The 13312-nt window shown below is 65.9% G+C and carries 14 protein-coding genes; 5 read left to right on the top strand and 9 right to left on the bottom strand.

Annotated elements, in window-relative coordinates; translation table 11 throughout:
* Positions 1-12: 12 nt before the first annotated feature.
* Positions 13-1560 (bottom strand): signal recognition particle protein, encoded by a 1548-nt coding sequence (ffh, locus tag AC1RR3_RS35630; protein ID WP_492829498.1) that lies wholly within the window; start codon positions 1558-1560, stop codon positions 13-15.
* A 466-nt stretch (positions 1561-2026) separates the two neighbouring features.
* Between ffh and AC1RR3_RS35625 the strand changes: the two genes are divergently transcribed.
* Complete coding sequence (locus tag AC1RR3_RS35625; RefSeq protein WP_492829496.1) at positions 2027-3091, top strand: MBL fold metallo-hydrolase; 1065 nt, start codon at positions 2027-2029, stop codon at positions 3089-3091.
* A gap of 172 nt (positions 3092-3263) precedes the next feature.
* On the opposite strand, the gene AC1RR3_RS35620 is transcribed toward AC1RR3_RS35625, so the two are convergent.
* Entirely contained in the window at positions 3264-3968 is a 705-nt protein-coding gene (locus AC1RR3_RS35620) for an SIMPL domain-containing protein (protein ID WP_492829611.1), read from the bottom strand.
* Between the two features lie 5 nt (positions 3969-3973).
* A complete protein-coding gene (locus tag AC1RR3_RS35615; protein WP_492829494.1) occupies positions 3974-4741 on the bottom strand; it encodes a GyrI-like domain-containing protein in 768 nt (255 codons plus the stop codon).
* Positions 4742-4941: 200 nt separating this feature from the next.
* On the opposite strand from AC1RR3_RS35615, the gene dapF reads away from it, so the two are divergent.
* Together dapF and mtaB are read left to right on the top strand one after the other, a co-directional pair.
* On the top strand, positions 4942-5817 hold the full coding sequence (gene dapF / locus AC1RR3_RS35610) for a diaminopimelate epimerase (RefSeq protein WP_492829492.1): 876 nt from the start codon (positions 4942-4944) through the stop codon (positions 5815-5817).
* Positions 5817-7070, top strand: coding sequence for a tRNA (N(6)-L-threonylcarbamoyladenosine(37)-C(2))-methylthiotransferase MtaB (gene mtaB, locus AC1RR3_RS35605; protein ID WP_492829490.1), 1254 nt, complete (start codon positions 5817-5819; stop codon positions 7068-7070). Before dapF ends, mtaB begins: the two co-directional genes overlap by 1 nt.
* A 134-nt stretch (positions 7071-7204) precedes the next feature.
* On the opposite strand, the gene AC1RR3_RS35600 is transcribed toward mtaB, so the two are convergent.
* Positions 7205-8314: a DUF2336 domain-containing protein gene (locus AC1RR3_RS35600; protein WP_492829488.1), complete on the bottom strand. Its 1110-nt coding sequence runs from the start codon at positions 8312-8314 to the stop codon at positions 7205-7207.
* Between the two features lie 169 nt (positions 8315-8483).
* Positions 8484-9185, bottom strand: coding sequence for an RluA family pseudouridine synthase (locus tag AC1RR3_RS35595; RefSeq protein ID WP_492829484.1), 702 nt, complete (start codon positions 9183-9185; stop codon positions 8484-8486).
* A gap of 47 nt (positions 9186-9232) precedes the next feature.
* On the opposite strand from AC1RR3_RS35595, the gene ftsY reads away from it, so the two are divergent.
* Together ftsY and AC1RR3_RS35585 are read left to right on the top strand one after the other, a co-directional pair.
* A complete protein-coding gene (gene ftsY / locus AC1RR3_RS35590; RefSeq protein ID WP_492829482.1) occupies positions 9233-10180 on the top strand; it encodes a signal recognition particle-docking protein FtsY in 948 nt (315 codons plus the stop codon).
* Between the two features lie 3 nt (positions 10181-10183).
* Positions 10184-10786, top strand: a complete 603-nt coding sequence (locus AC1RR3_RS35585) for a septation protein A (RefSeq protein ID WP_492829480.1) — start codon at positions 10184-10186, stop codon at positions 10784-10786.
* Between the two features lie 153 nt (positions 10787-10939).
* Here AC1RR3_RS35585 and AC1RR3_RS35580 read toward each other — a convergent pair whose 3' ends face one another.
* The 4 genes from AC1RR3_RS35580 to ccmB all read right to left on the bottom strand — a co-directional run bounded on the left by AC1RR3_RS35580 (position 10940) and on the right by ccmB (position 13257).
* Positions 10940-11533, bottom strand: coding sequence for a DsbE family thiol:disulfide interchange protein (locus AC1RR3_RS35580; RefSeq protein WP_492829478.1), 594 nt, complete (start codon positions 11531-11533; stop codon positions 10940-10942).
* Positions 11530-11715, bottom strand: a complete 186-nt coding sequence (gene ccmD, locus AC1RR3_RS35575) for a heme exporter protein CcmD (protein ID WP_492829476.1) — start codon at positions 11713-11715, stop codon at positions 11530-11532. The genes AC1RR3_RS35580 and ccmD overlap by 4 nt, the downstream gene beginning before the upstream one ends.
* Positions 11712-12497, bottom strand: a complete 786-nt coding sequence (locus AC1RR3_RS35570) for a heme ABC transporter permease (RefSeq protein ID WP_492829475.1) — start codon at positions 12495-12497, stop codon at positions 11712-11714. Before AC1RR3_RS35570 ends, ccmD begins: the two co-directional genes overlap by 4 nt.
* Before the next feature lie 91 nt (positions 12498-12588).
* Positions 12589-13257, bottom strand: coding sequence for a heme exporter protein CcmB (gene ccmB / locus AC1RR3_RS35565; RefSeq protein WP_492829474.1), 669 nt, complete (start codon positions 13255-13257; stop codon positions 12589-12591).
* Between the last annotated feature and the right edge of the window lie 55 nt (positions 13258-13312).

Below are 13312 nucleotides of genomic sequence, written 5' to 3'. Positions count from 1 at the left end.
GCGACGAATTCCTCATTTCTTCTTGCCGGGAAAACCGCCGAGCCCCGGCAGGGTCGGCTTGCCGCTGAGGCCCGTGAGCCCCGGCAAATTCGGCAGGCCCGAGCGAAGACCAGGCGGCAGATCCTTCGGCAGGCTGGGCAGACCCTGTCCGCCGCCGCTCTGCATCTTCTCCTGCATCGCCTTCATCTCTTCCGGCGAGGGCATCTTCATGCCGCCGCCAAAACCCATGGCCTGTGCGATGCCGGCGAGCGGGCCGCGCTTGCCCGAACCCATGGCCTTCATCACGTCGGCCATGTTCCGGTGCATCTTGAGCAGCTTGTTGACCTGCTCGACGCTCTGGCCACTGCCTGCAGCGATGCGCTTCTTGCGGCTGGCCTTGAGCAGGTCCGGGTGACGGCGCTCGTCGCGCGTCATGGAATCGATCACCGCGACCTGGCGCTTCAGGATCTTGTCGTCGATGCCGGCGGCCGCGATCTGGTTTTTCATCTTGGCGATGCCGGGCATCATGCCCATCAGGCCGCTGATGCCGCCCATGTTCGCCATCTGCGAGAGCTGCTCGCGCATGTCGTTGAGGTCGAACTGACCCTTGCGCATGCGCTCGGCGGTGCGCGCGGCCTTTTCGGCGTCGATATTGGCGGCGGCACGCTCGACCAGCGAGACCACGTCGCCCATGCCGAGGATGCGGCCGGCGATACGGTCGGGATGGAAATCCTCCAGCGCATCGGTCTTTTCACCGGTGCCGAGCAGCTTGATCGGCTTGCCGGTGACCGCGCGCATCGACAGCGCCGCGCCGCCGCGGCCGTCGCCGTCCACGCGCGTCAGCACGATGCCGGTGAGGCCGACGCGCTCGTCGAAGGCACGGGCAAGGTTCACGGCGTCCTGGCCGGTGAGGCTGTCGGCGACCAGCAGCACTTCATGCGGATTAGCGGCGGCTTTGATCGCGGCCGCTTCCGCCATCATGTCTTCGTCGAGCGTGGTGCGGCCGGCGGTGTCGAGCAGCACGACGTCGTAGCCGCCGAGCTTGCCGGCTTCCAGTGCGCGCTTTGCGATCTGAGCCGGCTGCTGGCCGGCGACAATCGGCAGCGTCGGAATGTCGAGGTCGCGGCCGAGCACGGCCAGCTGCTCCATCGCCGCGGGACGGTAGATGTCGAGCGAGGCCATCAGCACCTTGCGCTTGTCGCGCTGGACCATGCGGCGGGCGAGCTTGGCGGTGGTGGTGGTTTTGCCGGAGCCTTGCAGGCCGACCATCATGATCGGCACCGGGGGCACGGAATTGATGTCGATGGTCTGGCTTTCGGCGCCGAGCGTGTTGATCAGCTCGTCATGGACGATCTTGACCACCATCTGGCCTGGAGTCACCGACTTGACGACGGTGGCGCCGATCGCCTGCTCGCGGACGCGCTCGGTGAAGCTGCGTACGACTTCGAGCGCGACGTCGGCTTCCAGCAGCGCGCGGCGCACCTCGCGCATCGCGGCGTCGACGTCCTTTTCGGTCAGCGCACCGCGCCCCGTCAGACGATCGAGAATGCCACCAAGCCGTTCCGACAGATTGTCGAACAATGCACTTGTCCCTTGTCCTGCTCGCGCAGGGTTGCCGCGTTCACCACTGTCATGCCCCGGCTTGACCGGGGCATCCAGTACGCCGCGGCGCTTCGGTTCTAGCCGAGCCGTCTCGGAGTACTGAATCCCACGCCCCAGTGCGCAATTGCGCACAAGGCGGGGGATGACCACTTCCTTGGCAAGCGATCTTCCAAACACCTTTACGCCCGAGGGCGCACAGCGCTGTCGGGCGTTAACCTCCGGCCTCCAGGGCCAGTCGGCGGGTCGAAAAGAAAGCCTTTCCGAGAAAGTGGCGGGGTTAAACGCCGCTCCCGCCCAAAAGTCAAGGAAAGTTAGGGTGCCGGGACGCCTCTGGGAGGGCAAGGCTCTGAAAACAGAGCCTTTTCGGCGATGGGTTCCTTTTCCCGCCGCCCCGCCCATATAGCCGGTGATGTCTTACCGCTCCAACCACCCCTGAAGCCGCCCGGTGCCGATCACCCGCCGCAATATTCTCGGCTTGCTTGGCGGTGGCGCCGCGCTGGTCGGCGTGCCCTCCCTCTGGATATCCCGCATGAAAACCTATGACGGCCCGGTCTCCGACCATTTCGACGGCCTGACCTTCTTCGATCCCGACGGGGCGCCGCCACGATCGCTCGGGGAGGTGCTGCGCTGGCAATTGGGTGGCCGGGGGCAGCGCGCGGACTGGCCCGACTGGGTGCCCAGCCCCTATGCCGACACGCCACCGGAGCGAGTCGAGGGCGACAAGGTGCGGCTTTCCTTCGTCGGCCACGCCAGCTGGCTGATCCAGGCCGGCGGCCTCAACATCCTCGTCGATCCCGTCTGGTCCTCGCGGGTCTCGCCGGTCAGCTTTGCCGGACCGAAGCGGCACAACGATCCCGGCATCGCGTTCGAGAAGCTGCCGAAGATCGACGTCGTGCTGGTCTCGCATGGGCATTACGACCATCTTGATATTGCGACGCTGTCGCGGCTCGCCAAGAATTTTGCGCCACGCGTGGTGACCCCGCTTGGCAACGACGTGACGATGCGCAGCGCCGATTCCACCATCAAGGCCGAGGCCTTCGACTGGCACGACCGTGTCGAGCTCGGCGGCGGCATCGCCGCGACACTGGTGCCGACCCGGCACTGGTCGGCGCGCGGCATGTTCGATCGCAACAAGGCGCTGTGGGCGAGCTTCGTGCTGGAGACGCCTGCGGGGAAAATCTACGTCGTCTGCGATTCCGGCTATGGCGACGGCGGGCACTTCCGCCGCGTTGCCGAGAAGCACGGGCCGCTGCGCCTGGCGATTCTTCCCATTGGCGCTTACGAGCCGCGTTGGTTCATGCGCGATCAGCACATGAATCCGGAAGATGCGGTGAAGGCGCTGGCCGATTGCGGCGCGCAACAAGCGCTCGGGCATCATCACGGCACGTTCCAGCTGACCGATGAAGCGATCGACGCGCCGGCGAAAGCGCTGGTGGAAGCGCTCGATGCCGCAAAGATTCCGCAGGAGCGGTTCGTGGCGATGAAGCCGGGGCAGGTGGTGGAGATTTAGTTCTCTCCACGCATACCGCTCGTGCCCCGGACGCAGCGCAGCACGTTAGTGGTGCGCTGCTGAGCCGGGGCCCCTGTCTCGATGCACCGATGTTTGTGGATACAGCTGGGTCCCGGCTCTGCGCAGCGTCACTGCGTGCCGCAGCGCGTCCGGGACACGAGACCCATTGCTCTTAAGGCTTGATCGCCCAGCTCACATTCACCGTCACCGACAGCGTTTCCTCGCCCGGCGCAACAGCGGCTGGCGCCATTTGCGGCGTCGCCATCCTCGCCTTGAACAACGGCACCGGGGCGCCGCCTTCGGCGACGCTGAGCGGCGCGCCCAGCGTCACGCCGGTGGCCCTGGCGTAGATCTCGGCCTTGCGGCGCGCATCGGCAACCGCCTGCACGCGCGCATCGTCGAGCAGTTTTGACGCCTGCGTCACCTCGAACGAGATGTTGCCGATGTCGTTGGCGCCGGCGCCGACCAGCGTGTCGATGATGCCGGCCACCTTCGTCACGTCGCGAATCTTGACGGTGACGCGGTTGGAGGCGCGGAAGCCGACCACGGGCGTGGCGCCGGTGGATTTGTTCTGGCCGTATTGCGGCTGAAGCGACAAGCGTGAGGTCTGGTAATCCTTCTCGGCGATCCCTGCGCCCTTCAGCGCCGCGAGCACTTTGTTCATCGCGGCGTTGTTGGCGTCGGAGGCTTCCTTCGCCGTCCTGGCATCGTTGGCGACGCCGGCATCGATCTGCGCGAGATCGGGCGCCGCGGAAACCGTGGCTTCGCCGCTCACCGAGATTGCGGAGGGGAAGTCGTCGGCGCGCGCAGGCGCGGCCAGCAGCGTGATGGCAAGGACGGTGGTAAGGGACGTAACAAGGGCAACAGGCTTCTTCATCATTCTCACTTCAGGGGCACGAACACGTTGATCACGAGCTTGTCCTCGGCCGTCTTCAGGGGATCGGTGAGGTACTCCTCGATAAAGGTGTCCTTGGCTTCCAGTCTCTTGTCGTCGAGGTGATTGGTGATCGCCTCATAGGTGTTGTCCATGTTGTCGTAGGAGCCGCGATGGACGAATTTCAGCGCCTTGCCCTCCGGCGATTTGCCGACGCTCATGTCCTTGGGCAGGTTTTTCGGGTCCTGCTCGATCGGGATCTCGGCGAGGAAGGTGAAGCCGGTATCGTCGGTCGAGGTGTAGACGATCATCGAATTGCCGGCGTGCTTGATGCCCTGCTTGTCCAGCAGCGTGTTCAGCGCCTTGAAGGCGTCGACCAGCGTGTCGAAGGCCGAGTCCCAATTGGCAGTGCCCTTGACCATCACGACCTTCTTCGGCTCGAGCGTGGTCTCGAGGCCAAAGGGATCGGCGGTCTGAACCGGGGCCGGGGTGGCGGCCACGGCCGGCGGCGGGGCCGCCGGGCTGGGTGAGGCGCTGGCAGCGGGCGATGGCGATGCGGCGGGAGCCGGTGAGGCACTGGCCGCAGGCGATGGCGATGCCGCTGGGGCGGGCGAGACACTTGCAGCCGGTTCAGGTGAACCGGATGGAGCCGGGGATGGGCTGGCCGAGGCAGCCGGCACCGGGCTCGGGGTCTGTGCCAGAGCGCCGGATAGCCCGAGCGACATGGCCGCTGCCGGGATCAGCGCGGCCAGAACAAGACGATGGAAACTATTCATTTTATTCTCCCCAGACCCTGCCCACCAAGGCCTTAACCCGACTGCGCGTCCCGGTTCGCGCGAACCGCGCCGTTCTAACACGCGAGCGACGAATTCGTCCCATGACAGATGCGTCATGGCAGGTCCTGGTCACCGGCACCAAATCACTGGCCAAGCCGCCAAGGATCGCCATATAAGGCAGGCGAAATTCAGGAATTTTCATGAGCGCGCTGGCCAACCACGCATTTGCCAAGATGAACGGCATCGGCAACGAGATCGTCGTTGTCGACATGCGCGATTCCACGGCAAAGGTGACGCCGGATGACGCCCGCGCGGTGGCGTCCGCGCAGGGCGGCGTGCCCTACGATCAGCTCATGGTGCTGCAGAAGCCGCGGCTCGACGGCACCGAGGCTCTCATCAAGATCTACAACAGTGACGGCTCGGAGGCCGGCGCCTGCGGCAACGGCATGCGCTGCGTGGTCCGCCGCATCTTCGAGAAGACCGGACAGACCACGGCGACGTTCGAGACTGCGGCCGGTCTGCTCAATGCCTGGCAGGGTCCGGCGGCCGATCTCTACACCGTCGACATGGGCGTGCCGAAGTTTGGCTGGCAGGACATTCCGCTGGCGGAAGAGTTTCGCGACACCCGCTACATCGAATTGCAGATCGGGCCGATCGACAATCCGATCCTGCATTCGCCGTCAGCGGTGAGCATGGGCAACCCGCATGCGGTGTTCTGGGTCGACGACGTCAACGCCTACGATCTCGGCCGCTTTGGTCCGCTCTTGGAAAACCATCCGATCTTCCCCGAGCGCGCCAACATCACGCTCGCGAATATCGTCGATCGCGAGCACATCACGATCCGCACCTGGGAGCGCGGAGCGGGCCTGACGCGGGCCTGCGGTTCGGCGGCCTGTGCGACTGCGGTTGCGGCTGCACGGCTGAAGCGCGCCGAGCGCAATGTCGAGATCACGCTGCCCGGCGGCAAGCTCGGCATCGAATGGCGCGAGCGCGACGACCACGTGCTGATGACGGGCACGGCGACCTTCGAATATGAAGGCAATTTCGATCCGGCGCTGTTCGCGCCGGTCGGCTGATGGCCGTCGACATCGTCACCTTCGGCTGCCGCCTCAACGCCTTCGAGGCCGAGGTGATCCGCAGCAAAGCTGAAGGCGCGGGCCTGTCCGATACCATCGTCATCAACAGCTGCGCCGTCACCAACGAGGCGGTGGCACAGGCGCGCCAGTCGATCCGCAAATTGAAGCGCGAGCGGCCGGAAGCGCGCATCGTTGTCACCGGCTGCGCGGCGCAGACGCAAAGCGCGATGTTCGCCGAGATGGCCGAGGTCGATCGCGTCGTCGGCAATGACGACAAGATGCGCGCCTCTGCGTGGCAGGAGACGCGCAACGCTTTCGACCTTGGGACAAGCGAGAAACTCGCCGTCAGCGACATCATGGCGGTCAGGGAGATGGCGCCGCATCTCATCGACGGCTTTGCCAGCGGCCTGCCGCGCGTGTTTGTGCAGGTGCAGAACGGCTGCGACCATCGTTGCACCTTCTGCATCATCCCCTATGGCCGCGGCAATTCACGCTCGGTGCCGATGGGCGCGGTGGTCGATCAGGTGCGGACATTGGCCGAGCGCGGCCATGCCGAGATCGTGCTGACGGGCGTCGATCTCACCAGCTACGGCGCCGACCTGCCGGGCGCGCCCAGGCTCGGCATGCTGACGAAGCAGATTTTGCGGCATGTGCCGGAACTGAAGCGCCTGCGCATCTCCTCGATCGATTCGATCGAGGCGGACAGCGATCTGCTCGATGCCATCGCCGACGATGCGCGCCTGATGCCGCATCTGCATCTGTCGCTACAGTCAGGCGACGACATGATCCTGAAGCGCATGAAGCGGCGGCATTTGCGGGGCGACGCGATCGCGTTCTGCGATCAGGTCCGCCGCCTGCGCCCGGACATCGCCTTCGGTGCCGACATCATCGCAGGCTTCCCGACCGAGACCGAGGAGATGTTCTCGCGCTCGCTCGATCTGGTCGACGAGTGCGGCCTGACGTTCCTGCACGTCTTCCCCTACTCGCCACGCCCCGGCACGCCGGCCGCGCGGATGCCGCAGGTCGCGGGGCCGGCGATCAAGGAGCGTGCGAAGCGGCTGCGGGCGGCGGGTGAGGCGGCGCTACGGCAGCGGCTGCAAGCCGAAGTGGGTATGATGCGCGATGTGCTGATCGAGAGCGACGGGCAGGGCCGCACGGAGCATTATCTGCCGGTGGCGATTACGGGCGCGCGAGTGGGAAGTGTCGTGCCGCGCAGGATTGCCGGTAGTGATGGCGAGCGTCTGACCACATGATCGGTGTCGTCGCCCGGCTCGACCGGGCGACCCAGTACGCCGCGGCTTCTCCGTATCCAATGATCGTCTCTGGAATACTGGATCCCCCGCCTTCGCGGGGGATGACGCCGTTAGTTTGGTGAGCAGCGCGCGCCCTACGACGCTCTTACCTGCCAGAACCGCAGCGTCCGCCGCGCATTCTCCGGCGTCATGCGGGCATAATTGCCTTGTGCCCTGGCGAGATCCTCCGGCTTCATCGCACCTGTCGCGAACCGGCTCTCGAGCACAGCGGCCGTCGTTTCCCAGCTGAGCTGCGCTGCCTTGCACGGCACCAGCAGCCCGTCCTCGCGCAGGCTCTGCATCAGCGGACGAATCACTTCGACGGTCGATCCGGACAGCGCCGCCAACGCGGCCACGGCTTCTTCATAACGCCGCTGTTTCGCGAAGCCGAACAAGGTGGCTTCGCTGAGCTGACCGGACGCCCTGAGATTTGCGATCGCGCGCTTGGCGCCTTCGAAGTCGCGAACACCCGACATCTCGCGCTCGACACCGACGGTGACGGCGGCGATCGCGCTCTGGATTTCCTCGAACAGATGCGGCGGCGCGCGCGACAACAGGCGCGTGCGGACCGCATCCGTTGCCGAGCGCAGCAATTGGCGACGCAGGTCGGACGGCAGATCGACGCGAACGCCGACGCTCACGGCGAGCTCGGGATCGCTTTCGGCCTGGCCGACGATGATGGCAAATCCGTTGCCGGAGACGCGCGCGCCGGGATTGGCGGCGATGCGCCGGCTGACGCTGGGATAGCGGCGCGCCAGCAGCGCGTCGGTGACGATCTCCTTCAGCCACCAGCGGCCGGCGACCGCGAGCAGATGCGGCTCGCCCTTGCTGGAGGCGATTTTCACCAGCTCGCCATCGTCGAGGCGCGCGGATTCCTGCAGCACGGGACCGGCGATGCGGATCTCGTCATTGTTGGCGAGGCGGCGGATCACCGAGGGTGGCGCCTGCGCGATCGGCGCAAGCTGCGCACTGATCTCGGCCAGCGCCACGCGGGCGCCGATGTCGGCGATGGCGCGCAGCTCGATGGTGCCGATCAGGCGATCGAGCACGTCGTCGAACAGCGCGATCTGCTCGTCGTCAAAGCTGCCGGCGGAGGAGAGGAACAGGTCGGTGACGCGCCGGGCGGTTTCAAGGCCCTTTTCCGCAGAGCCGAGCCGAATCGCGGATTCGACTTCGTCGATGATCGATAACTCGGCCGTGGACATGACGCGTTGCTCGTCCTGAGCGGATGACGGAAGCTTGTTCTAAGCAACCGTTATCATTAGAGACGAGCACTGAACGTTTCGTAAACCAAGGCTCTGTGCGTGCGGAGATCGGGCCGCGAATGCGGTGGGCTCCCTCTCCCGCTTGCGGGAGAGGTTAAGAAAACCGCAGCTATTCCCCGTTCCATCCGCAGGCGCGGAGCTTCTCGTGCATGTGGGGCGGGGCGGGCGCCACCACGCGGACCGGCTCCTTGTTCCGGGAGATCGGCACCACGATCTCGCGGGAATGCAGGTGAAGCTTCGGCTCGCCGAAGCGCGGGCCGTTGCCGTAAATGTTGTCGCCGAAGATCGGCCATCCCGTCGCCGACGAATGCACCCGCAATTGGTGGGTCCGGCCGGTCACCGGTTCCATGGCGAGCCAGGTGAAACCGTCGCCCCGGCCCATCACCTTCCAGTTGGTGACGGCCTTCTGGCCCTCGGGATCCGGCTTCTGCCACCAGCCGCGTTCGGCGTTGAGCCGGCCGAGCGGCATATCGATGGTGCCTTCGCCCTCGCTGGGGCCGCCCTCGACCACGGTCCAGTAGGTCTTGCCGATCTTGCCGTGCTTGAACAGCAGGCCGAGCGAGGCGGTCGCCTTGCGATGGCGGCCGAGGATGAGGCAACCGGAGGTGTCCTTGTCCAGCCGGTGGGCCAGCACCGGCGGTCGCGGCAGGCCGAAACACAGTGCGCCGAAGGAGTCTTCCAGATTGGCGCCGCCCTTGGGGCCGCGATGCACCGGCAGGCCGGCCGGCTTGTCGATAACAAGCATCAGCCCGTCGCGATGGAGCACGCGGCCCAAGATTTCGTCAGCGGTCAATTCGGGAACATCGAGCAATTGCAAGACTTTCGTTTGTTTGCCGGAACGGCTAACACACCGCCACCATGAACGATACCACCCCCGAGACCCCCAAGCTGAGCTGGTGGCGCCGCCTGTCCGACGGGCTGAAGCGCACCTCGTCCTCGCTCGGGACCGCGGTCGCCGACCTCGTCACCAAGCGCAAGCTCGACCGCGCCATGCTCGACGACATCGAGGACGTGCTTTTGCGCGCCGACCTCGGCACCTCGGTCGCAGTGCGGATCGCGGACGCCGTCGGCACCGGCCGCTACGACAAGGCGATCTCGGCCGACGAGGTCAAGGACGTCGTCGCCACCGAGGTCGAGAAGGTGCTGTCGCCGGTGGCGAAGCCGCTCCAGATCGATGCGGGCAAAAAACCGTTCGTCATCCTCGTCGTTGGCGTCAACGGCTCCGGCAAGACCACCACCATCGGGAAACTCTCGCAGAAATTCGCCTCCGAAGGCCGCAAGGTGATGCTGGCCGCCGGCGACACGTTTCGCGCCGCAGCGATCGAGCAGTTGAAGGTCTGGGGCGAGCGCACCAGGACGCCTGTTATCGCGGGCGCACAGGGCTCGGATTCGGCGAGCCTCGCCTTCAATGCGCTGACGGCGGCGAAGGAGCAGGCCATCGACGTGCTGCTGATCGACACCGCCGGCCGCCTGCAGAACAAGGCCGAGCTGATGAACGAGCTCGAAAAGGTCGTGCGCGTGATCCGCAAGGTGGATGACACTGCGCCGCATGCGGTGCTGCTTGTGCTCGATGCCACCGTGGGTCAGAACGCGCTGTCGCAGGTCGAGGCCTTCCATCGCACCGCCGGGGTCACCGGCCTCGTGATGACCAAGCTCGACGGCACTGCCCGCGGCGGCATCCTGGTGGCGCTCGCGGAGAAGTTCAAACTGCCGGTGCATTTCATCGGCGTCGGCGAAGGCGTCGACGATCTCGCGCCCTTCACCGCGCGCGATTTCGCCCGGGCCATTGCCGGAATCGAAAGCTAGAGAATGGACAAGACCCAGCCGCACCCGATGTTCAAGCTTGCGACCGAGCTCGGTCCGCTGCTCGTGTTCTTCTTCGTCAACGCGAAGTTCAATCTGTTCGCCGCGACCGGCGCCTTCATGGTCGCGATCGTCGCGGCGATGATCGCCTCCTATGTGGTGACGCGCCATATCCCGATCATGGCGATCGTCACAGGTGTGATCGTGCTGGTGTTCGGCACGCTGACGCTGGTGCTGCACGACGAGACCTTCATCAAGGTCAAGCCGACCATCATCTACGGCCTGTTCGCCGCGATCCTCGGTGGCGGGCTGTTGTTCGGCCGCTCCTTCATCGCCGTGATGTTCGACCAGATGTTCAATTTGACCCCGCAGGGCTGGCGCATCCTCACGCTGCGCTGGGCGCTGTTCTTCGCCGGCATGGCGGTCCTGAACGAGATCGTCTGGCGCACCCAGAGCACGGACTTCTGGGTGAACTTCAAGGTCTTCGGCGTCACGCCGATCACGATGATCTTCGCCATCGCCCAGATGCCGCTGACCAAGCGCTATGGTGCCGAGCCGGTGTCGCTCGAAACGAGCGAGGCCGAGGCGGGGGATGTGCGGAAGGGGTGAGGGTCTCGTGTCCCGGACGCGCTGCGGCGCTCTTGCGCCGCTGCGCAGAGCCGGGACCCATGCTCTCTACATAAATGCCGTCGTGGTGGGATGGGCCCCGGCTCTGCGGCGCATCACTTCGTGCTGCGCCGCGTCCGGGGCACGAGAGCGGCGCTAGCTCCCCGCCCCCAGCGCCTTCTCCATCTGCGGCAACAGCACGTTGCGCAGATTATCCGGCGTGATCGGCCCGACCAGCTTGTAGACGATGGTGCCCTCGCGGCCGACAACGAACGTCTCCGGCACGCCATAGACGCCCCATTCGATCGAGGCGCGGCCGTTGGCGTCCACGCCGACGCGGCCGAACGGATTGCCGTAGCGGCCGAGGAAGCGGCGGGCGTTGTCGGCGCCGTCCTTGTAGTTGATGCCGACGAGCTGGAAGCGTTTGTCCTTGGCAAGGTCCGTCAGGAGCGGCGCCTCGTCGTGGCACGGCACGCACCAGGACGCCCAGACATTGACGAGGCTGACCTTGCCCTTGAACGCAGCGGGATCGAGCCCCGGGACCGGCGCGTTGTCAGCCTGCAATCCCTCGAGCGGCGGCAGCACGGTTTGCGGCGCCGGCCGTCCGATCAGCGCGGAGGGAATCCGCGAGGGATCGCCGCTGCCGAGCCGGAACCAGAACAGCAGTGCCAGCGCGATGAAGGCAATCAGCGGCAGCACCATCAGGAAGGTGCGGCGCTGCGGGGGTGCGGAGGTCGATTGATCGCTCATGGTGTGTCTACAGCACTTCGGCCGGAGCGGCGGGTGACGCCGCTGCGATCGAGCTCGCGCAGGCGCTGCGTCTGGCTGCGATAGTCGAGCACGATCCAGCCGATCAGGATCACGACGACGAGGGCGGCTGCGGCATAGGACGTCACGATGAAGGACGCGTAGGGACCAAGTGACATCATCATGCTGCGCCCTTTGACGCGTTTTCTTCACGCGAACCGGTGCCCACTTCGCTCGAAAACGCTACGCGGCTCGCCTGCATCATCTGCAGCGAGCGGACGCGGCGGCGCAGGATCTCGTTGCGCATGGCAGCCAAATGCAGCGTGACGAACAGCAGCGTGAACGCGATCGCCATCACCAGCAGCGGGATCAGGAAGGATTTGTCGAGCGATGAACCGCCCATGCGCATCACCGACGCGGGCTGATGCAGCGTGTTCCACCAGTCGACCGAGAACTTGATGATCGGAAGGTTGATCGCGCCGACCAGCGTCAGCACGGCGGCGGCGCGCGCCGCGCGCGAGGGATCGTCGACCGCACGCCACAGCGCCATCAGGCCGAGATACATCAAAAAGAGGATCAGCACCGAGGTCAGCCGCGCGTCCCATTCCCAATAGGTGCCCCACATCGGCCGGCCCCACAGCGAGCCCGTCAGCAGCGCAAGGAAGGTGAAGCTGGCGCCGATGGGAGCTGCCGCTTTCGCGGCGACGTCGGCGAGCGGATGCCGCCATACCAGCGTGCCCAATGAGGCGATGCTCATCACGCCCCACACGAACATCGACAGCCAGGCGTTGGGCACGTGGATGAACATGATCTTCACGGTCGCGCCCTGCTGATAGTCGTCGGGCGCAAGAGCGGATTGATAGAGGCCGATCGCGAGCAGAATGACGGTCGCAGCCGCAAGCCACGGCAATACCCGCGCCGTCAGCGCGAGGAACCGTGTCGGGTTGGCAAGGTCGATCAACGTCATGGTATTCTGATAATCACAGGTAGACACTCACGCAATCAGCATAAAAGCGCGTAGCGAAAGTTGATCGGGGTCAAGGTCGGCCGAGCCCATCTCAGTCGAGCCCGTGCCGCAGGCTCGCCGCCGCGGCGAAAGGGCCGACCACGAGGCTGACCAGCGATAGCGCGCACAGGATCGAGAACGGTGCCCCGAAATTCATCGGACCGACGATCACGGCCTGCGAGGCCGCGACGCCGAAAATCAGCACGGGAATCGACAGCGGCAGCACCAGCACGGCCATCAGCAGCCCGCCGCGATGCAGCGTCACCGCCAGTGCGGCGCCGATCATGCCGGTGAAGGTCAGCGCCGGCGTCCCGGCGAGCAGCGTCAGCGCCACCGCGCCGGTTGCGACCATGTCGAGGTTGAGCAGCAGGCCGAGCACGGGGGTTGCGACAATCAGCGGCAGGCCGGCCGCCAGCCAATGCGCCAGCGCTTTCGCCGCGCAGGCCAGCTCCAGCGGCGTCCGGCTCATCGTGATCAGGTCGAGCGAGCCGTCATCGTGGTCGGCCATGAACATCCGGTCCAGGGTGAGCAGGCTCGCCAGCAGCGCGCCGAGCCACAGGATCGCCGGCCCCAGCCGCGACAGCAGCGCCAGATCCGGCCCCACCGCGAACGGCATCAGCACCACCACGGTCAGGAAGAACAGCACCCCGATCAGCGCCCCGCCGCCGACGCGAAGCGCGATCCGGATGTCCCGGCGGATGAGGGCGGACAGGGCCGTCATGGGATCGCCCTTTCGTGCCGCAAGGGAGCTGTGCTCCCTCCCCCGCCTGCGGGGG

Source organism: Bradyrhizobium sp. GW821-FHT13H05, from assembly GCF_058804065.1.
This window is presented reverse-complemented; position numbering and strand designations above follow the sequence as displayed.